We start from the raw sequence: 20,511 nt of genomic DNA on the forward strand, positions 1-20,511 counted from the left end.
CTCACCCCCTAAGAATGCCCGGCTAGTCAGCCAGCGCATTCAACAGATATTGCGGCAGGGCAAAACTGCCCGTATGGATTGCCGGATTATAGTAACGGCAGGTCAGTCCTGCTGCGTCAAAGCGCGATGCGATAGTGGCCGCATCCAGCTGGCGTAGCGCCGGGTTGTCGCTGGCCCAGGCAAAGGTCATGATGCCGCCGTAATAGGTCGGCACCGCCGCCTGATAGAAGCTGACATCCGCAAAGTAGTGGCCGAGCTTGCGGTGGCTGTTGACGGCTTCGTCCTGCTGCAGGAAACAGACGCCATTCTGCGCCACGAAGATGCCGCCAGGATTAAGGCAGCGGTGGCATCCCTGATAGAAGTCTGAGGTAAACAGGCTTTCCCCCGGTCCAATCGGATCGGTACAGTCAGAGATAATGACATCAAACTTTTCACCGGTCTGGCTCACGAAGTTCACGCCATCGTCGATCACCAGCGTAAAGCGCGGATCGTCATAAGCGCCCTGGCTGTGGTTCGGCAGGTACTGTTTGCAGAACGTCACCACGCCCGCATCAATTTCGACCATGGTGATTTTTTCGATGTTCTGATGACGGCTGACTTCACGCAGCATGGCACCATCGCCACCGCCGATAATCAGCACGTGTTTTGCCGCGCCGTGAGCCAGCAGCGGAACGTGGGTCATCATCTCATGATAGATAAACTCATCGCGCTCGGTGGTTTGTACCACACCGTCCAGCGCCATGACGCGACCTAACGCGGAGTTTTCAAAAATGACCAGATCCTGATGCCCGGTTGGTTCGCGATACAGTACTTTATCGACAGAAAAATACTGTCCGAATCCGGCATGAAGCGTTTCATACCACATTTCTTTATCGGTCATGGTGGGGACTCCTCCTGACGAAAAATGGGCCAATATCATAGCCATTTATGACCGTGGTTGCACGGTCAAATGATCGGCAGCAGGAAGGATATCAGAGGTTTATTTCACGTAGGCGAGCAGGCTCAGCGAGTCCCGTGCGAGAGATTTGCACTTGGTATCATTAGGAACGGCAATACCGCTCAGATCGCGATAGCTGTCTTCACCCAGCGCTTTCATGTTGAAACTGTTGTAATTGGTTAAATCCCAACGGTTTTGCTGTGCAAAAAAGACCAGTGCCCGGCGAATTTGCCCGTCCGGTAAATCCTGATAGCCACAGTCGTTCTTCAAATAAACAAATACGGCGGTTAAATCTGCCAAATCTTCTGCTTCCGATTCGCTCAGGGCGAAACTGGTGGAGGAGAAGCCAAACAGCCCTAACAGCAACAGAGCCTTGATGCTTTTCTTCATAGTTATTCTCATACGTGTGCAATAACCTGACGTTAGCACAGTTCAGGCCAGGTGCCAGCCAAAATTAGCGTAGAAAATTCCTGAAGCGCCCAATCCGCACAAAGTAAACGGGCTTGACCTTACCGCTGGGGCAGGGTTTATGCTGCCCGCATTATTCACGTTTGACGCAAGGAATGGACGATGCAACGCCGTGATTTTCTCAAATTAAGCGCCGCGCTGGGCGCTGCCAGCGCACTGCCGCTGTGGAGCTGCTCGCTGATGGCGGCGGAACAGCGGCCGCTGTTGCCGATCCCCTCATTACTCACTGCCGATGCACGCAGTGAAATTAGCCTGATCGCGCAGGCGGGCAGCAGCAGCTGGCGCGGAAAAAATGTCCCTACCTGGGGCTATAACGGCGCTCTGCTTGGCCCGGCAATCCAGCTGGAGCGTGGCAAAGAGGTCAACATCACCGTGTATAACCGCCTGCCGGAAGCGACGACGGTGCACTGGCACGGTCTGGAGCTGCCCGGCCAGGTCGATGGCGGACCCCAGGCGCGCATTGCGCCTAACCAGAGCCGCCGCGTGACCTTTACCCCGGACCAACCTGCCGCGACCTGCTGGTTCCACCCGCACCAGCATGGCCGTACCGGTTATCAGGTGGCGCAAGGGCTGGCCGGGCTGGTGCTGATTAACGACCCGGAGAGCGGCAAGCTGCTGCTGCCAAAGCAGTGGGGCATTGATGATATTCCGGTGATCCTGCAGGACAAGCGGCTAACCGCTGACGGCAGCCAGATCGACTATCAGCTGGATATCATGAGTGCCGCCGTCGGCTGGTTTGGCGACACCATGCTGACTAACGGGGCGATTTACCCGCAGGCGGGCGTGCCGCGCGGCTGGTTGCGCCTGCGCCTGCTCAACGGCTGTAACGCCCGCTCGCTGAATATCACCACCAGCGATAAGCGCCCGATGTATGTCATTGCCAGCGATGGCGGGCTGCTGGGTGAACCCGTGCAGGTTAGCGAGCTGCCGATGATGCCGGGCGAGCGCTTCGAAGTGCTGGTCGATACCACCGATGGCAAGCCGTTCGACCTGCAAACGCTGCCGGTGCGCCAGATGGGGATGACGCTACCGCCGTTTAACCAGCCGCTGCCGGTACTGTCGATTGCGCCGCTGCAGGTGCAGGCCAGCGGCACGCTGCCGGATAGGCTGGTTGAGATGCCTGCCGTGCCCGCGGCGCAGGGCGCCAATACGCGCTGGCTACAGCTGATGATGGACCCTGAGCTGGACCGTCGCGGCATGCAGGCGCTGATGGAGAAGTACGGCCATGCGTCGATGGCAGGCATGAGTATGGATGCGCACGACAGCGGCAAGGCGGACGCTAAGCCGCAGATGGCGATGTCGGGGATGGATCACGGCGAGATGGCGGGAATGGATCATGCCAAAGCGCCGAAAGCTTGGGACTTCCACCAGGGAAATCAGATCAACGGCGTGGCGTTCAACATGGATAAACCCGCGTTCGAAGTGAAGCAGGGCGCGTATGAGAAGTGGACTATCTCGGGCGAAGGCGATGAGATGCTGCATCCGTTCCACATTCACGGTACCCAGTTTCGCATTTTGTCAGAAAACGGTAAACCGCCCGCACCGCACCGCAGCGGCTGGAAGGACACGGTGCGCGTTGAGGGCTGGCGCAGCGAAGTGCTGGTCCGGTTTAACCATCAGGCCACGCCAGACCAGGCCTATATGGCGCACTGCCATCTGCTGGAGCACGAAGACACCGGGATGATGCTCGGGTTTACCGTGGCATAAGCCCGAGGGTGCCAGCTAAACGGGACGACCGGAAAAAAGGTCGTCCCCTACGAAAACATCTCCTTGCCTTTGTAGGGGCGAGGCATGCCTCGCCCGCCTCTATCCCAGTGCCAGGCGAGGCATGCCTCGCCCGCCTCTATCCCAGTGCCAGGCGCAAATCCTCGATCAAATCATCTTTGTTCTCAATACCGATCGATAAACGGATGGTAGAGGATTTTATGCCAATGCGGTCGCGCACCTCCAGCGGCACGCCGGAGTGGGTGGTGCTGGCCGGATGGCTGGCGAGAGATTCGGTGCCGCCGAGGCTGACCGCCAGCTTGAACAGCTGCACCGCATTGAGGAACTTAAATGCCGCCTCCTGACCGCCCCGAATATCGAACGAGAAGGTCGAACCGGCACCGCTGCACTGGGCGCGCCAGGTTTTCCCAGCCGCAGAGTCCGCCGCCAGGAATGGCAGATAGTGAATCTGCTCGACCGCCGGATGACTACGCAGAAACTCCGCCACGGCGGCGGCATTATCGTTCGCCCGCTCCATGCGCAGTGCCAGCGTCTCCAGCGAGCGGCCAATCATCCAGCTGGAGTGCGGATCGAGCTGCGTGCCGATTGCGCTGCGCAGCGCCTTCACCTGGCGGATGAGGGTCTTATTGCCCATCGCTGCCCCGGCGATCAGATCCGAGTGGCCGCCGACATATTTGGTCAGGGAATAGAGCGAAATATCCGCCCCGTGCTCCGTCGGGCGGGAAAACACCGGGCCGAGCAGGGTGTTATCGCAGGCAATCACCGGGCGGTGCTGCTGCTGCTGTTCAATTTTGTCGGCCACGCGCTTAATCAGCGCGATATCCACCAGGCTGTTAGTCGGGTTCGCCGGGGATTCAATCAGGATCACCGATACCCGCCCCTGCGCCATCGCGGCATCCGCCGCCGCCTGTACCGATGCTTCATTAACACCATCGCTAAAGCCCACCGAGGTCACGCCAAGATTGTGGAAGGTTTTGCTTAGCAGCGTTTCGGTGCCGCCATACAGCGGCTGTGAGTGCAGGATAACATCACCCGGTTTCACAAAGGTCAGTAGGGTGGTGGAGATCGCCGACATCCCCGACGAGAAAAGCGCCGCGCTGTCGGTACGCTCGTAGATCGCCAGCCGATCCTCGACGATTTCACTGTTGGGGTGGTTGAAGCGGGAATAGACCAGCCCGTTGCCTTCGCCCGCAGGGGGTTCACGGCGGCCCGAGACGTAATCAAAAAAATCCCGCCCCTCTTCCGCGCTGTTAAACACGAAGGTCGAGGTGAGAAACACCGGGGGTTTAACCGCGCCTTCAGAGAGCGCCGGGTCATAACCGTAGTTCAGCATCTGCGTTTCGGGCTGCAGCTCGCGCGTGCCGATATGCGTCTTTTTGGAATGTGATGAAGCCATGTGCTCTCCTGCCCGTTGGCATGATGTTTTATCATTGTGGACGCTAAGCTAGCATGTGGCAGGTTGTGCTGATAAATGAATAAACGCTCTATGGTTAAATCATTATGCGATATGAAATGTGGCTATCTGAACGTACAGCAGTCTATATGTCTGTCACGCGCGAATGAAAACCACGTTGCGCAACAGCGAGCGTCGGGCGTGAGAAGTGTGATAAACTGCGGCGCTTTCCCTGAGCAATCGACGAAGAGCTATGAAACACACCGTTGAAGTTATGATCTCCGAAGCGGAGATCAAATCCCGCGTTGCCGCACTCGGCCAGCAAATCACTGAACATTACCGTGACAGCGGTAGTGAAATGGTGCTGGTTGGCCTGCTGCGCGGTTCATTTATGTTTATGGCCGATCTGTGTCGCGCCATTGATGTCCCCCACGAAGTCGACTTTATGACGGCGTCGAGCTACGGAAATGGCACCTCGAGCACCCGTGATGTGAAAATCCTTAAAGATCTGGATGAGGATATTCGCGGTAAAGACGTGCTGATCGTCGAAGATATTATCGATTCAGGTAATACGCTGAGCAAAGTGCGTGAGCTTTTCAACCTGCGCGGCCCGAAATCCGTGGCGATCTGCACCCTGCTGGATAAGCCTTCCCGCCGCGAAGTGGACGTGCCGGTAGAGTATGTCGGTTTCGCCATTCCTGACGAGTTTGTGGTGGGCTACGGCATTGACTATGCCCAGCGCTATCGCCACCTGCCGTACGTGGGCAAAGTGGTGATGCTGGACGAGTAATCGCAGGTTTATCCACAGCACAATCGACTAAGGCCGGAGTTTCCGGCCTGTAATACCATACTGCGCTTGCTCGTCATTCTTCAAGCTGGCTGTGCGTTGGCTTCTCCTGTTCACCCCAGTCACATAGTTACCTATGCTCCTGGGGATTCGCAGGCTTGCCGCGTTACTCGGCCCAAGTTTGGGCCTCGCCCCTTACGGGGCCAGCACTGGTGCTGTTCAAAAACGCATGGCGTTTTTGTCATCCAGCGTGAATTATTTAGAGCAAGGTTATAAATGTGGATTACGGATTGAGATCCGGGTCGTTCAGCAGGTTGGCGATACCGTGGCGATAGCGCTGTTCGAGGATTTCACGACTGGTTGCGGAGACTTCCAGATCGCGCAGGTAACCGTCCTGAATACCGTAAACCCAACCGTGAATGTTGACCTTCTGCCCGCGTTTCCACGCTGACTGCATGATGGTGGAGTGGCCGAGGTTGTAAACTTGCTCAATCACGTTGATTTCACAAAGTTTATCAAAGCGCTTTTCCGGCGGCAGTTCACCGAGTAACGCGCTATGCTTGTACCACAAATCACGGATATGCAGCAGCCAGTTGTCAATCAGGCCGAGTTCCGGGTTATCCACCGCCGCCTGAACGCCGCCGCAGCCGTAGTGACCACAGATAATAATGTGTTCCACTTCCAGCACTTCAACCGCGTACTGCACCACCGACAGGCAGTTGAGATCGGTGTGCACCACCAGGTTGGCGACGTTGCGGTGAACAAACAGTTCACCCGGCTCCAGCCCGGTCAGGCGCTCGGCAGGTACCCGGCTGTCAGAACAGCCAATCCACAGGAAGCGCGGCTTCTGCGCCAGAGACAGGCGTTCAAAGAAACCGGGATCTTCCTCTTTCAGTAATTTGGACCACTGGCGATTGTTGCTGATAAGGGTGTTAATGTCTTTCATAATGATGTCTGCCACTACCTCGAAATGCGTACCGTAATATAGGGCAACGCTCCGTGATTGGAAATGACAAACAAGAAACCTATACAAATACAGGGCTCTCTCTTACCTATGACATATGCACTGGAACTTGAAAAGCTGACCAAAACCTACGCAGGCGGGGTTCAGGCGCTCAAGGGCATCGATCTCGCTGTCGAGGCCGGTGATTTCTATGCGCTGCTCGGCCCTAACGGCGCCGGTAAATCTACCACCATCGGCATTATCAGCTCGCTGGTTAACAAAACCGGCGGCAAAGTCCGGGTGTTTGGCTATGACCTGCAGCAGGACGTGGTCAACGCCAAGCGTCAGCTCGGGCTGGTGCCGCAGGAGTTCAACTTTAACCAGTTTGAAACCGTGATGCAGATTGTGGTCAGCCAGGCCGGACTGTACGGCGTGGAGAAACCAGACGCGTTAAAGCGTGCGGAAAAATACCTGAAGCAGCTGGATTTATGGGATAAACGCAACGAACGTGCGCGCATGCTTTCCGGCGGGATGAAGCGCCGCCTGATGATCGCCCGCGCGCTGATGCACGAGCCAAAGCTGCTGATCCTCGATGAGCCAACCGCCGGGGTGGATATCGAACTGCGCCGCTCAATGTGGACCTTCCTGCAGGAGCTGAATGCGCAGGGCACCACCATTATCCTGACCACCCACTATCTGGAAGAAGCCGAAATGCTGTGCCGCAATATCGGCATTATCCAGCGCGGTGAGCTGGTGGAAAACACCTCAATGAAGGGCCTGCTTTCTAAGCTGAAATCGGAAACCTTTATTCTCGACCTCGCGGCTAAAAGCCCGCTGCCGAAGCTGGAAGGCTTCCAGTACCGGCTGATTGATACCTCGACGCTGGAAGTGGAAGTGCTGCGTGAGCAGGGGCTGAACAGCGTGTTTAGCCAGCTCAGCCATCAGGGCGTGCAGGTATTGAGTATGCGCAACAAGGCCAACCGCCTTGAGGAGCTGTTTGTCGACCTGGTTAACGGGCGCACAGGAGAAAAAGCATGACACATTTATACTGGGTCGCCCTGAAGAGCATCTGGGGTAAAGAGATTAACCGTTTCGCCCGCATCTGGATCCAGACGCTGGTGCCGCCGGTGATCACCATGACGCTCTACTTTATTATTTTCGGCAACCTGATTGGCTCGCGCATCGGTGAGATGCACGGCTTCAGCTATATGCAGTTTATTGTGCCGGGCCTGATTATGATGGCGGTGATCACCAATGCCTATGCCAACGTGGCCTCGTCGTTCTTCAGCGCCAAGTTCCAGCGCAATATCGAAGAGCTGCTGGTGGCACCGGTACCGACGCACGTGATTATCGCCGGTTATGTCGGCGGCGGCGTGGCGCGCGGGATCTGCGTGGGCGTGCTGGTGACGGCGATTTCGCTGTTCTTCGTGCCGTTCCAGGTGCATTCGTGGCTGATGGTGGCGGTGACGCTGCTGCTGACGGCGGTGCTGTTCTCGCTGGCGGGCCTGTTGAATGCGGTATTTGCCCGGACTTTCGATGATATCAGCCTGATCCCGACCTTCGTGCTGACGCCGCTGACCTACCTTGGCGGGGTGTTCTATTCGCTGACGCTGCTGCCGCCGGTGTGGCAGATGGTGTCGAAGCTGAACCCGATCGTCTACATGATCAGCGGATTCCGCTACGGTTTCCTCGGGATTAACGATGTGCCGCTGGCGTTTACGCTGGGCGTGCTGGTGGCGTTTATCGCGGTGTTTTATATTCTGGTGTGGGTGCTGATCCAGCGCGGTCGCGGATTACGTACCTGATGGATAGGGGCCGATCATTTTCCGATCGGCCCCTACATGTTTGGCTTTTACGCCACCTGAACCGGCACCGCTTTCGCCACGCGCTTCATCTGGTTTTTACCTTCGAAATAGGCCACCTTCGGCTGCCACTCGCGGGCCTCTGCGTCCGACATCTGCACGTACGAACAGATAATCAGCAGGTCCCCTTCGCAGGCACAGCGCGCTGCCGCACCGTTGACCGAGATGATTTTCGAACCGCGTTCGGCGGCGATAGCGTAGGTTGAGAAACGCTGGCCGTTGTTGATGTTATAGATATCGATCGCTTCGTATTGCAGAATGCCGGAAGCATCGAGGAAATCCTGATCGATGGCGCAGGAACCTTCGTAATTCAGGTCAGCCTGGGTCACGGTGACCCGGTGGAGTTTGCCCTGCAACATAGTACGATTCATAACTCATCACTCTACAGTCAATGCAAAAAACGGACGCCAGTATTACCCGGCGCCGCACGTCTGTCTACTGGGTCAGATCAACCTGTTGGTTATCAATCAGGCGAGCCTTGCCGAGCCAGGCCGCCATCAGGATCACCGCACGCTGGCTGTCGACATTGAGCGGCAGCAGCGTATCGGCATCCACAATCGCCAGCCCATCGGCCTGTAAGCCCTGCGCTGCCAGCTCACTTTCCGCCGCCGCAATCATCTCTTCCACGTGGCGCTCGCCGCTTGCCAGTTTTGCAGCGATGCTGTGCATCACCTGGCTCAGCACCGGGGCGATTTTACGCTCATCGCTGCTCAGATAGCCGTTACGTGAGCTGAGTGCCAGGCCATCTTTGGCACGCACGGTGGGCACGCCGACGATATCAATATCGTAGCCCATATCCGCCACCATTTTGCGGATCAGCGCCAGCTGCTGGTAATCCTTTTCGCCAAAGCAGGCGAGGTCGGGCTGCACCAGGTTAAACAGCTTGCTGACGATGGTGGAAACGCCGCGGAAGTGCCCCGGGCGGCTGGCGCCTTCCAGCAGGGTGGAAAGGCCGGGGACGTCAACAAACGTCTGCTCGCTCAGCCCTTTGGGATAGACATCGCCCGGTGCCGGGGAGAACACCAGATCAACGCCACGGCGGTTCAGCTTTTCACAATCCTGCTGCAGCGTGCGCGGATAGCGCGCCAGATCGTCCGCGCGCTCAAACTGCATCGGGTTAACGAAGATCGACACCACCACGATATCGGCACGCGCGCGCGCTTCATCCACCAGGGTCATATGCCCGTCATGCAGGTTGCCCATGGTTGGCACCAGCGCAATGCGCTTGCCGTCCTGGCGCCAGCGGCGAATTTCGCGGCGCAGCATCGGCAGGGTTTCAATAATCAGCACGGTGTTTCTCCTGGTTTACTGGAAACTGTGTTCAGCGGCCGGATAGCTTCCGGCTTCAACTTCTGCCACATACTGACGCACTGCGGCGCGGATCTCTCCGGCCTCAGCGAGGAAGTTTTTGGCAAATTTAGGAATGTGACCGCCGGTAATGCCAAAGGCGTCGTGCATCACCAGTATCTGACCGTCGGTGACGCTGCCCGCGCCAATGCCAATCACCGGGATGGCCAGCGCCTCGGTCACGCGTTTTGCCAGCGAAACCGGCACGCACTCCAGCACCAGCAGCTGTATGCCTGCTGCTTCCAGCGCCAGTGCATCTTCCAGCAGGCGCTCGGCATCGGCGCTTTCACGACCCTGCACTTTGTACCCGCCAAAAACATTCACCGACTGCGGCGTCAGCCCGAGGTGGCCACACACCGGCACCGCGCGTTCGGTTAACTGTTGCACCGTTTCCGCCAGCCACTTGCCGCCCTCCAGCTTCACCATGTTGGCCCCGGCGCGCATCAGCGTCGCGGCGCTGTCAAAGGTCTGCTGTGGCGTGGCGTAGCTCATAAACGGCAGGTCAGCGAGCAGCAGCGCAGCGGGGGCGCCACGGCGCACGGTTTGCGTGTGGTATGCGATATCGGCAACCGTGACCGGCAGCGTGGAGTCGTGGCCCTGAACCACCATGCCAAGAGAATCACCCACCAGCATGACCTGAATACCCTCATCGGCAAACAGGCGGGCAAAGCTGTAATCATAGGCGGTGATGGTGGCGAATTTGTGCCCCTGCTGCTTCCACTGGCGTAAGGTCGAGACGGTAGTCGGTTTCATCAGATCCCCGTTAGGCATTTTCTGTTGGGCGTATCTTAATGGAAGGGGAGAGGGATGTCAGCATTGTCACGGAGCAGGTCACGAGACAGGTCGCGGGTGAGGTCGCGGGCGAGGCATGCTTCGCCCCTACGTAGGGGCCGGGCATGCCCGGCCCGCGGTTTGCCGATTACCAGTGCCGGATGCTGCTGCTGTCGAGCGTCGCCAGCAAATCCGCGATGCGGGTGCCGTTAGGCAAGGTCAGGTCGGGGGCGATCTCCAGCAGTGGCAGCAGCATAAAGGCGCGATTGTGCATATCGTAGTGGGGGACCGTCAGGCGTGGCGTGCTCAGCGTCTGCTCACCAAACAGCATGATGTCGAGGTCAAGCGTGCGCGGCCCCCAGCGATGCGCTTTGCGCACGCGCCCCTGCTCCAGCTCAATGCGCTGGGTATGGTCGAGCAGGGTTTCGGCCGCAAGTGCCGTATCCAGCGCCACGGCAGCATTGAGAAAATCAGGCTGGTCCGGCGGGCCGTAAGGTGGGGTGCGGTAAAGAGAAGAGGTGGCAACCAGCGTGGTATCAGGCAGGGCCGCCAGCGCATTCAGGGCAGATTGCACCTGATGCAGCGGGTCGGCCAGATTACTGCCCAGCGCCAGATAAACGCGGATCATGCGTCGTTGTTATGGTCGCGGCGCTGGCCGCCGGGAACGCGCTTGCGCGGGCGGCGGGTGCGGCGGCGTGGCACCGGATCATCGCCCAGGGTGTTGAGCATGGTTTTCTGCTGCGGTGGCGCAGAAACCTGGAACTCGCCCCACCAGGTGGTCAGACGCTGCAGTTCGTGGTTGTTTTCCACTTCGGCACGCAGTGCCAGCAGGTCGTAAGCGGCGCGGAATTTCGGATGCTCCATCAGCTTCCACGCACGCTTACCGTGGCGGCGCGACAGGCGCAGCTGCAGCTGCCAGATATCCCGCACCAGCGTGGTAATGCGTTTTGGAATAGCCAGCGAGCGGCACGCCTCATCCAGCACGTCATTCATCGACAGCGCGAAGGCATCGTAATAGACCAGCCCGCTCTCCTGGGCAATTTTCTGCGCGGCTTCCAGCTGTGGATACCAGAACATCGCCGCAAACAGGAACGCCGGGTTAACACGCATCTGGTTGTGGATGCGGTTATCGGTATTTTTCAGCACCTGCAGGATCATCTTCTCCATATTACTGTCACCCTGTTCGGTGAAGTAGCGGGTGATGATCGGGAACAGCGGCTGGAACAGCTGATATTCACGCAGTTTCAGATAAGTTTGATGACCGTAACCCGCCTGCAGCAGCTTCAGCGTCTCTTCGAACAGGCGTGCCGGTGGGATATCGTTCAGTAGCGTAGCGAGACGCGGGATGGGCTCACCGGTTTCGGGCGCGATGCTCATGTCCAGCTTGGCGGCGAAGCGCACCACGCGCAGCATACGCACCGGGTCTTCACGGTAGCGGGTTTCCGGGTCACCGATCATCCGGATGATGCCCTGCTGCAGGTCGCTCAGGCCACCCACGTAATCACGCACGGTGAAGTCGGCCACGCTGTAATAGAGGCTGTTAATCGTCAGATCGCGGCGCTGGGCGTCATCTTCAATCGAACCGAAAATATTATCGCGCAGCAGCATACCATTCTGGCCGCGCTGCGAGCTGTTGCGGTCATCAGCAACCGGCTGCTCCGCTTCATGGTGACCACGGAAGGTGGCGACCTCGATAATTTCCGGGCCAAACATCACGTGCGCGAGGCGGAAGCGACGACCGACCAGACGGCAGTTGCGGAACAGTTTACGCATCTGATCCGGCGTGGCGTTGGTGGTCACATCGAAGTCTTTCGGTTTTTTACCCAGCAGCAAATCGCGCACGCCGCCGCCTACCAGGTAGGCTTCGAATCCGGCTTTGTTCAGGCGATACAGTACCTTGAGGGCATTTTCACTGATGTCCTTGCGCGAGATGTTATGACTATCGCGCGGAATGACGGTCATCTGACGCACTTCCTCGACCTCGGCTGGCGCCACGTCATCGCGACTGAGGACTTTCCGGCAAAAATTAGCAACTCGGGTAAAAATGGGACACCTCGATAGTGACAATGAAATTTGGTCGGTAAAAACAGCGGCTAATCATAGCTCAGAGTGAAGCGTTTGAGAATGCCGAAGTCGGTGTATGCTACTGCTGCGCGTCGTTTATTGGGATATTTTTGCACTTCCAGTCACCGATTGCGTGCTGTAACAGCGCGGCAACGCTCAGATCGCGCCAGCTTTCTGCCACCGGCTGACCGAGAAAACGCAGCGCTGCTGCCAGCGCCGGGCGCGGATCGCCTTCCGGCAGCGGCGGCGCATGATTCTGCTTGGAGAGCTTATTGCCGTCATGGTTTAACACCAGCGGCAGGTGCAGATAGCGCGGCGCAGGCCAGCCAAACTGATGGTAGAGCGTGATTTGACGCACGGTCGGCTCAATCAGATCCGCGCCGCGCACCACTTCCGTCACGCCCTGGAAATGGTCATCCACCACCACCGCAAGGTTATAGGCAAACAGCCCATCGCGGCGATGAATAATAAAGTCTTCCTGCGCCAGCCTGGCATCGGCCTTGACGCTGCCACGCAGCTGGTCGTGAAATTCGCTCAGCGGACGATCAACCTTAAGGCGCAGCGCGGCGTTTTCCGGCCCGAGCCCCAGCGCCCGGCAGTGGCCGTCGTACAGCCCGCCAACCTGCTGAATACGGCTGCGCGTGCAGGTGCAGTAGTAGCTGTGCCCGTCACGCTGCAGTCGATCGAGCGCGGCGCGGTAGACTTCATGGCGCTGCGACTGCCACAGGACTTCTCCATCCCACTCCAGTCCGTACTGCTCCAGCTGCTGCAGGATACGCGTTGCCGCACCGGGGACTTCACGCGGCGGGTCAATATCTTCAATGCGTACGTACCACGCGCCATGCTGTGCGCGAGCCTGGAGATAACTGCCTAAAGCAGCAATCAGAGAGCCAAAGTGAAGTTCACCGGAGGGGGAGGGGGCGAAGCGCCCGATATAGTCTGAGGTCATCATCTTGAAGATGGGCAGTGAAGCGACTGCGGGAGAGATTCCCCGCTTCACTGCACAATCATATGCCGTTAACCGGCCATTTGTTTTTCGCGGATTTCTGCCAGCGTTTTACAGTCGATGCAAAGATCGGCGGTAGGACGCGCTTCCAGACGACGGATACCGATTTCAACGCCACAGGAGTCACAGTAGCCGAAATCATCGTCTTCAACTTTCTTCAGCGTCTTTTCGATCTTTTTAATCAGCTTGCGCTCGCGATCGCGGTTACGCAATTCAAGACTGAACTCTTCTTCCTGAGCGGCACGATCGACCGGGTCCGGGAAGTTAGCGGCTTCGTCCTGCATGTGTGTGACCGTACGATCGACTTCATCCCGGAGTTGATTACGCCACGCCCCAAGAATTTTCTTGAAGTGCTCCAGCTGGGCTTCATTCATATACTCTTCGCCCGGCTTCTCTTGGTATGGCTCCACCCCAGCGATGGCGAGAATACTCAGGGACGATGTTTTACGGTTTTGCCCTTCTTGCATGTTGCTTCTCCTGGATAACACGCACTACACCCTTCATCTTTAAGCTGCAGGGGCGTTGGTCGCTATCCCGCAACCCGAAATCTTCGGGTATCGATCCCACATGGGGAAAAAAACAGGCCGCTATAAATACCAGAAGCGGTTAAGGTAAGCAATTATTCCTGATCACGCCTTGACAAGCATGTGAGGAAAAGCGTATTTGCGCGATCGGCAGTATAAAAGCAAATTGCGCTAAATTTTACAACTCCACTTTCAGGGCTTTTCTGAGAACCATCCCCTCCGGTGATAACTGCGCCTTATAACATAGCACCTCTACACCATTCTGCCGGGCCTGCGACAGGAGTTCTGCGTAGCGAGCATCAATGTGTCGCGCCGGGGCAACGTCCTCAATCCCCGAGTGCAGAACGGCGAAGAACAGTACCGCCCGCTGGCCCGATTGCGCAATCTGACTAAGCTCGCGCAGGTGTTTCTGGCCACGCACGGTCACCGCATCCGGAAAATACCCTTTACCCTGCTGTAATAGCGTCACGGATTTGACTTCAATATAGCAGTTACGGCGATCGCTTGCCTGTAACAGGAAGTCTATCCGGCTGTTTTCTGCGCCATATTTAACTTCAGGCAGCAGCGTATCGTAACCGGATAATTCCGCAATCTGGCCTGCATTAAGTGCCTCGCGCACTAACCCATTGGCGCGTAAGGTATTGACGCAAATCCAGTCGCCCTGCTGCGTTTCGGTTAGCTCCCAGCTGTGCGGATATTTTCGCGTCAGGCTGGCCGATGTCGAATACCACACCGTGTCGCCCGGCGTGGCGCAGCCCGTCATTGCCCCGGTATTAGCACAGTGGATTGTCAGCTCTTCACCCTGCGGGGTGACCACATCAGCCAGAAAGCGTTTATAGCGTTTAACCAGCCGCGCGGGTTGCAGGTCCGGGCTAAATTCCATAGGAATTCCTTATCGTAATTTCCATTCCGCCACTTCTTCATAGCGGGTGCGACCGCGCGTAAAATGTGACTGAAACAGGACAAAGCGCTCGACCGGCACTGACCAGTGAAAATTGCGCGGCGGCAACGACACCGGGTGCAGAGCGTGGCGCAGTAATGTGACATGCGGATGAAAAGGCAGAGCAGGTTGCATACAGCCGCTGCGTGCCGCCTGCGATCGCAGCAGCTCTGCCAGCTGCAGCAGCCCGCGCGGCGCCTGGCGCGGCCCCAGCCACACCACGCCGGAGCGCGGCCAGTGCCCGGCATCATCCAGCGTCAGCGTAAAAGCGGGCTGCGTAATGCGGCCGGCGAGCTGCATCAGCGCCCGCTGCTTCTGCGCACTGATTTCGCCGAGGAACGCCAGCGTCAGGTGCAGGCTGTCGGCGGCTACCGGGCGGCCCGCTTCCGCCGGGAAGGTCGCGGCGCGCCACTGGATCAGGCTCTGCTTACACTCATCCGGCAGTTCGAGGCCGAAAAACAGCCGTTTTTGTGCGCTCATCGCGTCCTCCGGTAAATCAAACCCGGGAATGCTACAATGCGCCGCAGATTATGACCATGGCGTTCTGGAGTAAATACGTGAGTTCATTACCGGTCAGTGCCGTCCTACCCGAACTGCTGGCGGCACTGCAATCCGCCCCGCAGGTGCTGCTGGCTGCCCCGACCGGCGCCGGAAAATCCACCTGGCTGCCGCTCCAGATCCTGCAGCAGGCGGGATTCAGCGGGCGCATCCTGCTGCTGGAACCGCGCAGGCTGGCGGCGCGCAACGTTGCACAGCGGCTGGCCGAGCTGCTGGGCCAGCCGCCGGGCGAGATCGTGGGCTACCGCATGCGTGGCGAGTCGCGCTGCGGGCCTGACACACGCTTAGAGGTGGTGACGGAAGGGATCCTGACGCGCATGCTGCAGCAGGATCCGATGCTGGAGGGCGTGTCGCTGGTGATCCTTGATGAGTTTCACGAGCGTAGTTTACAGGGCGATCTGGCGCTGGCGCTGCTGCTGGACGTGCAGGGCGGGCTGCGTGACGATCTGAAAGTGCTGATCATGTCGGCAACGCTGGACAACTCGCGGCTGCGCGAGTGGCTGCCGGATGCACCGCTGATCGCCTCCGAGGGGCGATCCTTCCCGGTAGATCGCCGCTACCAGCCGCTCTCCCCCACGCTGCGCTTTGACGATGCGGTGGCACGGCAGGTGAGCCAGCTATTACGCGAGGAGAGCGGCTCGCTGCTACTGTTTCTGCCCGGCGTGGCGGAGATCCAGCGTGTGCAGAGTGCGCTTAGCGACCTTGTCGCCAGCGATGTTGACCTCTGCCCGCTGTACGGTGCGCTGTCGCTGGCGGATCAGCGCCGGGCTATCCTGCCTGCCGCGGCCGGGCGGCGCAAAGTGGTGCTGGCAACCAACATCGCCGAAACCAGCTTAACCATCGAGGGCATCCGTCTGGTGGTGGACTGCGCGCTGGAGCGCAGCGCGTTTTTCGACCTGCGCAGCGGGCTGACCAGCCTGCAAACCCGGCGCGTCAGCCAGGCCTCGATGACCCAGCGTGCCGGGCGCGCCGGGCGCCTCGAACCCGGCATCTGCCTGCATCTGATAGCAAAGGAGCAGGCGGAGCGCGCTGCCGCCCACAGCGACCCGGAAATACTCACCAGCGATCTCGCGGCGCTGTGGCTCGATCTGCTGCAGTGGGGCTGCCACGATATCAACCAGCTTAACTGGCTGGACGTGCCGCCCGCCGCGGGTATCGAGGCGGCGCGTCAGCTGCTGCAAAAGCTGGGGGCGACCGACGGTGACGGGCGTTTGAATGCGCAGGGGCGCAAAATGGCCGCGCTCGGCAGCGAACCGCGCTTTGCCGCGATGCTGATTGCCGCCGGCAGCGATGCCGATGCGGTCGCCACCGCCGCTCAGCTGGTGGCGATGCTGGAGGATCCGCAGCGCGGCAGCCCCGACCTGCGCGACAGCTTCCAGCGCCGCCTGCCGCAGTGGCAGCGCCGCGCCCGTCAGCTGCAGCAGCGGCTGAAGGTCAGTGGTGGAACGCTGGATGAAGATCGCCTTCCGGCGCTGCTGGCGGTAGCCTTCCCGGACCGCATCGCGCGGCGGCGCGGTGCCGAGGGGCGCTATCAGCTGGCGAACGGCAGCGGGGCCGCGCTCGATCGTGAAGAGGGCTTAACCCGCTACGAGTGGCTGATTGCGCCACAGCTGCTGCAGAGCCATAGCCAACCCGACGCGCGTATTTTGCAGGCGCTGCCGCTGGATATCGACCAGCTGGTGCGCCAGCTTCCTGTTCTGCTGACGCAGCAAACTGAAGTGGAGTGGGATGAAGAGAAAGGCACGCTGCGCGCCTGGCGCCGTGAGCAGGTCGGCCAGCTGGTGCTGAAGTCGCAGCCGCTGGCGAAACCGGACGAGCAGGAGCTGCACGCGGCGATGCTGCGCTGGGTGCGCAGCAAAGGTTTATCGGTGCTGAACTGGACGCCACAGGCAGAGCAGCTAAGATTGCGGCTGGTCTGTGCCGCGCAGTGGCTGCCGGAAGAGGAGTGGCCCGCCGCCGATGAGCCCGCGCTGCTGGAGCGCCTGGAGCGCTGGCTGCTGCCCGCGATGAATGGCGTGCGCGATGCGCGTGGCCTGCGCCAGCTCGACTGTGCCGCTGCGTTATTACAATTGCTCACATGGTCACAGCGACAGCAACTGGATACTGCATTGCCAACTCATTACACTGTGCCGACCGGAAGCCGCCTGCCGATCCAGTACTCTGCTGATAAACCGCCCGCCCTGGCGGTGCGTCTGCAGGAGATGTACGGCGAAGCGCACAATCCCAGCGTTGCCGCAGGGCGCATTCCGCTGGTTCTGGAGCTGCTATCCCCGGCGCAGCGCCCGCTGCAGATCACCCGCGATCTGGCGGCGTTCTGGAACGGGGCTTACCGGGAAGTGCAAAAAGAGATGAAAGGGCGCTACCCCAAACATCTGTGGCCGGATGACCCGGCAAATACATTACCGACGCGGCGCGTGAAAAAGTTTTCCGCGACGTGATTTTTCTGTACTGAATCGTGGCCCGAATATTCGGAAGGTTCCACTTCCGTAACGGCCCCTGTGCGACGAGAGTAGTCGGCCTGGCCGACGCGTGCCCCTGGAGAAATGAAACACATGTCTGACGATCGCGAACCTATCGGGCGTAAAGGAAAGCAGCCCAAGCCGCCGCGTAACAAAGCGGGGCGAGGTCGCCGCAGGGAAGAGGAAGAATATGATGAGTATGACGATCAGGATGAAGACCTGGATGACGAGGAGGTAACCCCGGTGCCACGTAAAGGAAAAGGACGCTCACCGCGTAAGAAAAGAGGCTGGATTGGCTTACTGATTAAGCTGTTCCTGCTGTTTGCCGTGGTGATGGCCATCTATGGTGTCTATCTGGATTCCCAGATCCGCAGCCGCATTGACGGCAAAGTCTGGCAGCTGCCGGCGACGGTTTATGGCCGCATGGTCAGCCTTGAGCCGGGTATGTCGTACAACAAGAAAGAGATGATCGCCCTGCTGGAAGGCACGCAGTACCGCGAAGTGACGCGTATGACGCGGCCCGGTGAATTTACCGTGCAGGGTAATAGCATTGAGATGATCCGCCGCCCGTTTGATTTCCCCGACAGCAAAGAGGGGCAGATCCGCGCGCGCCTGAGCTTTAGCGGCGACCAGCTGAGCGACATCAAAAACCTCGACAGCGGCCGCAGCTTTGGCTTCTTCCGCCTCGATCCGCGCCTGATCACTATGCTGCAGTCGCCGAACGGCGAACAGCGCCTGTTTGTGCCGCGTGCCGGCTTCCCTGACCTGCTGGTGGATACGCTGGTGGCAACCGAAGACCGCCACTTCTATCAGCATGACGGCATCAGCTTCTACTCGATTGGCCGTGCTTTCCTCGCCAACATTACCGCCGGGCGTGCGGTGCAGGGCGGCAGTACGCTGACCCAGCAGCTGGTGAAGAACCTGTTCCTGACCAACGAGCGCTCGCTGTGGCGTAAAGCCAACGAAGCCTATATGGCGCTGATCATGGATGCGCGCTACAGCAAGGACCGCATCCTCGAGCTGTATCTGAATGAGGTGTACCTCGGACAGGCCGGTAACGATCAGATCCGCGGCTTCCCGCTGGCCAGCCTCTACTACTTTGGCCGCCCGGTGGACGAGCTGAGCCTCGACCAGCAGGCGCTTTTGGTGGGGATGGTGAAAGGCGCGTCGCTCTATAACCCATGGCGTAATCCGAAGCTGGCGCTGGAGCGCCGCAACCTGGTGCTGCGCCTGCTGCAGCAGCAGAAGGTAATCGACCAGGAGCTGTACGACATGCTGAGCGCCCGCCCGCTGGGGGTGCAGCCGAAAGGGGGGGTGATCACGCCGCAGCCGGCGTTTATGCAGATGGTGCGTAACGAACTGCAGGCGAAGCTCGGCGATAAAATCAAAGATCTCTCCGGGGTGAAAATCTTCACCACCCTTGACCCGGTGTCGCAGGATGCGGCCGAGAAGTCGGTGGAAGAGGGGATGCCGGCGCTGCGCAAACAGCGTGGCCTGAACGATCTGGAAACGGCCATGGTGATCGTTGACCGCTTCAGCGGTGAAGTGCGTGCCATGGTGGGCGGTGCCGATCCGCAGTTTGCCGGTTACAACCGTGCGCTGCAGGCGCGCCGTTCGATTGGTTCTCTGGCAAAACCAGCGACTTATCTGACCGCCCTCAGCCAGCCGGATACCTATCGCCTGAATACCTGGATTGCCGATAACCCGATTGCGCTGAAGCAGCCGAATGGCCAGGTATGGAAACCGCAGAACGACGATCGTCGATTCAGCGGCCAGGTGATGCTGGTGGATGCGCTGACCCGCTCAATGAACGTGCCGACGGTTAACCTTGGCATGACGCTGGGGCTGCCGCAGGTGGTGGATACCTGGACTAAACTGGGCGTGCCGAAAGATCAGCTCAACCCGGTACCCGCGATGCTGCTGGGGGCGCTTAACCTGACCCCGATTGAAGTGGCGCAGGCGTTCCAGACCATTGCCAGCGGCGGCAGCCGTGCCCCGCTCTCTGCGGTGCGCTCGGTGATTGCTGAAGATGGTAGCGTGCTGTATCAGAGTTTCCCACAGGCGGAACGTGCAGTACCTGCTCAGGCCGCCTACCTGACGCTTTACACCATGCAGCAGGTGGTCGATCACGGTACCGCGCGCGCGCTGGGTGCCAAATATCCTCGCGCCAGCCTGGCGGGTAAAACCGGTACCACCAATAACCTGGTGGACAGCTGGTTTGCCGGTATTGATGGCAAAGAGGTGGCGATCACCTGGATTGGCCGTGATAACAACCAGCCGACCAAGGTCTATGGCTCAAGCGGTGCCATGCAGCTCTACCAGCGCTATCTGGCTAACCAGGCGCCGATGCCGCTGCAGCTGACGCCGCCGGAAGATATCGCGCCGATGAGCGTTGATTCTGCCGGCAACTTTGTCTGCGGCAGTGCCAGCAGCAGCTGGCGTACCCTGCCGGTCTGGACCACCGATGCTGAGGCGCTGTGTCAGCAACAGCAGCAGCAGATTCAGCAGCAGCAGCAGATGTTGCAGCAGCAGAATAGCCAGCAGCAACCGCAGCAGGGTCAGCCACAGCAGCAAAATGAGCAGAAGGACAGCGATGGCGTAGCGGGCTGGATTAAAGATATGTTCGGCAAGTAACAGCGATTGTTGATTGTAAAAAAAGCCGGGAAACCGGCTTTTTTTATCTCTGTTATTCAGAATTTGTGTCGAATAGCGGCTATTTTAGTTAAT

The 20,511-nt window shown here is 59.0% G+C and carries 19 protein-coding genes; 6 read left to right on the plus strand and 13 right to left on the minus strand.

Annotated features, from left to right (window positions below; translation table 11 throughout):
* Positions 1 to 22: 22 nt before the first annotated feature.
* Positions 23 to 880 carry a polyamine aminopropyltransferase gene (gene speE, locus J2Y91_RS12390; protein WP_133624451.1) on the minus strand — a complete coding sequence of 286 codons (858 nt, stop codon included), beginning with the start codon at positions 878 to 880 and terminating at the stop codon, positions 23 to 25.
* 99 nt (positions 881 to 979) lie between these two features.
* Positions 980 to 1,327 (minus strand): YacC family pilotin-like protein, encoded by a 348-nt coding sequence (locus J2Y91_RS12395; RefSeq protein WP_048914955.1) that lies wholly within the window; start codon positions 1,325 to 1,327, stop codon positions 980 to 982.
* 180 nt (positions 1,328 to 1,507) lie between these two features.
* On the opposite strand from J2Y91_RS12395, the gene cueO reads away from it, so the two are divergent.
* Entirely contained in the window at positions 1,508 to 3,112 is a 1,605-nt protein-coding gene (cueO, locus tag J2Y91_RS12400) for a multicopper oxidase CueO (protein WP_133624448.1), read from the plus strand.
* A gap of 136 nt (positions 3,113 to 3,248) precedes the next feature.
* On the opposite strand, the gene J2Y91_RS12405 is transcribed toward cueO, so the two are convergent.
* Positions 3,249 to 4,526 (minus strand): cystathionine gamma-synthase family protein, encoded by a 1,278-nt coding sequence (locus tag J2Y91_RS12405; protein ID WP_133624446.1) that lies wholly within the window; start codon positions 4,524 to 4,526, stop codon positions 3,249 to 3,251.
* A 250-nt stretch (positions 4,527 to 4,776) separates the two neighbouring features.
* On the opposite strand from J2Y91_RS12405, the gene hpt reads away from it, so the two are divergent.
* Positions 4,777 to 5,313, plus strand: coding sequence for a hypoxanthine phosphoribosyltransferase (gene hpt, locus J2Y91_RS12410; protein WP_048914958.1), 537 nt, complete (start codon positions 4,777 to 4,779; stop codon positions 5,311 to 5,313).
* Between the two features lie 280 nt (positions 5,314 to 5,593).
* Here hpt and can read toward each other — a convergent pair whose 3' ends face one another.
* Positions 5,594 to 6,256 carry a carbonate dehydratase gene (gene can / locus J2Y91_RS12415; protein WP_048914959.1) on the minus strand — a complete coding sequence of 221 codons (663 nt, stop codon included), beginning with the start codon at positions 6,254 to 6,256 and terminating at the stop codon, positions 5,594 to 5,596.
* Between the two features lie 108 nt (positions 6,257 to 6,364).
* Between can and J2Y91_RS12420 the strand changes: the two genes are divergently transcribed.
* Together J2Y91_RS12420 and J2Y91_RS12425 are read left to right on the plus strand one after the other, a co-directional pair.
* Positions 6,365 to 7,291 carry an ABC transporter ATP-binding protein gene (locus tag J2Y91_RS12420; RefSeq protein WP_133624443.1) on the plus strand — a complete coding sequence of 309 codons (927 nt, stop codon included), beginning with the start codon at positions 6,365 to 6,367 and terminating at the stop codon, positions 7,289 to 7,291.
* Positions 7,288 to 8,058 (plus strand): ABC transporter permease, encoded by a 771-nt coding sequence (locus J2Y91_RS12425; RefSeq protein WP_048914961.1) that lies wholly within the window; start codon positions 7,288 to 7,290, stop codon positions 8,056 to 8,058. The genes J2Y91_RS12420 and J2Y91_RS12425 overlap by 4 nt, the downstream gene beginning before the upstream one ends.
* Before the next feature lie 47 nt (positions 8,059 to 8,105).
* Here J2Y91_RS12425 and panD read toward each other — a convergent pair whose 3' ends face one another.
* The 9 genes from panD to thpR all read right to left on the minus strand — a co-directional run bounded on the left by panD (position 8,106) and on the right by thpR (position 15,247).
* Entirely contained in the window at positions 8,106 to 8,486 is a 381-nt protein-coding gene (gene panD / locus J2Y91_RS12430; protein ID WP_099754623.1) for an aspartate 1-decarboxylase, read from the minus strand.
* 64 nt (positions 8,487 to 8,550) lie between these two features.
* Positions 8,551 to 9,405, minus strand: coding sequence for a pantoate--beta-alanine ligase (gene panC, locus J2Y91_RS12435; protein WP_133624441.1), 855 nt, complete (start codon positions 9,403 to 9,405; stop codon positions 8,551 to 8,553).
* A gap of 15 nt (positions 9,406 to 9,420) precedes the next feature.
* Positions 9,421 to 10,215, minus strand: coding sequence for a 3-methyl-2-oxobutanoate hydroxymethyltransferase (gene panB, locus J2Y91_RS12440; RefSeq protein WP_048914973.1), 795 nt, complete (start codon positions 10,213 to 10,215; stop codon positions 9,421 to 9,423).
* A gap of 166 nt (positions 10,216 to 10,381) precedes the next feature.
* Positions 10,382 to 10,861, minus strand: coding sequence for a 2-amino-4-hydroxy-6-hydroxymethyldihydropteridine diphosphokinase (gene folK / locus J2Y91_RS12445; protein ID WP_133624439.1), 480 nt, complete (start codon positions 10,859 to 10,861; stop codon positions 10,382 to 10,384).
* Positions 10,858 to 12,279, minus strand: coding sequence for a polynucleotide adenylyltransferase PcnB (pcnB, locus tag J2Y91_RS12450; RefSeq protein ID WP_208864919.1), 1,422 nt, complete (start codon positions 12,277 to 12,279; stop codon positions 10,858 to 10,860). Before pcnB ends, folK begins: the two co-directional genes overlap by 4 nt.
* Positions 12,280 to 12,376: 97 nt before the next feature.
* Entirely contained in the window at positions 12,377 to 13,246 is an 870-nt protein-coding gene (gluQRS, locus tag J2Y91_RS12455) for a tRNA glutamyl-Q(34) synthetase GluQRS (RefSeq protein ID WP_133625117.1), read from the minus strand.
* Between the two features lie 68 nt (positions 13,247 to 13,314).
* Positions 13,315 to 13,770 carry an RNA polymerase-binding protein DksA gene (dksA, locus tag J2Y91_RS12460; RefSeq protein ID WP_048914966.1) on the minus strand — a complete coding sequence of 152 codons (456 nt, stop codon included), beginning with the start codon at positions 13,768 to 13,770 and terminating at the stop codon, positions 13,315 to 13,317.
* A gap of 235 nt (positions 13,771 to 14,005) precedes the next feature.
* On the minus strand, positions 14,006 to 14,710 hold the full coding sequence (gene sfsA / locus J2Y91_RS12465) for a DNA/RNA nuclease SfsA (RefSeq protein WP_133624437.1): 705 nt from the start codon (positions 14,708 to 14,710) through the stop codon (positions 14,006 to 14,008).
* Between the two features lie 9 nt (positions 14,711 to 14,719).
* On the minus strand, positions 14,720 to 15,247 hold the full coding sequence (gene thpR / locus J2Y91_RS12470) for an RNA 2',3'-cyclic phosphodiesterase (RefSeq protein WP_133624435.1): 528 nt from the start codon (positions 15,245 to 15,247) through the stop codon (positions 14,720 to 14,722).
* Positions 15,248 to 15,324: 77 nt separating this feature from the next.
* Here thpR and hrpB point away from each other — a divergent pair, with 77 nt between their 5' ends.
* Both hrpB and mrcB read left to right on the plus strand, forming a co-directional pair.
* Positions 15,325 to 17,763: an ATP-dependent helicase HrpB gene (gene hrpB, locus J2Y91_RS12475; protein ID WP_133624433.1), complete on the plus strand. Its 2,439-nt coding sequence runs from the start codon at positions 15,325 to 15,327 to the stop codon at positions 17,761 to 17,763.
* Between the two features lie 114 nt (positions 17,764 to 17,877).
* A complete protein-coding gene (gene mrcB / locus J2Y91_RS12480; RefSeq protein WP_133624431.1) occupies positions 17,878 to 20,418 on the plus strand; it encodes a bifunctional glycosyl transferase/transpeptidase in 2,541 nt (846 codons plus the stop codon).
* Positions 20,419 to 20,511 lie beyond the last annotated feature (93 nt).

The organism is Erwinia aphidicola (genome assembly GCF_024169515.1).
GTDB classification, from domain to species: domain Bacteria; phylum Pseudomonadota; class Gammaproteobacteria; order Enterobacterales; family Enterobacteriaceae; genus Erwinia; species Erwinia aphidicola.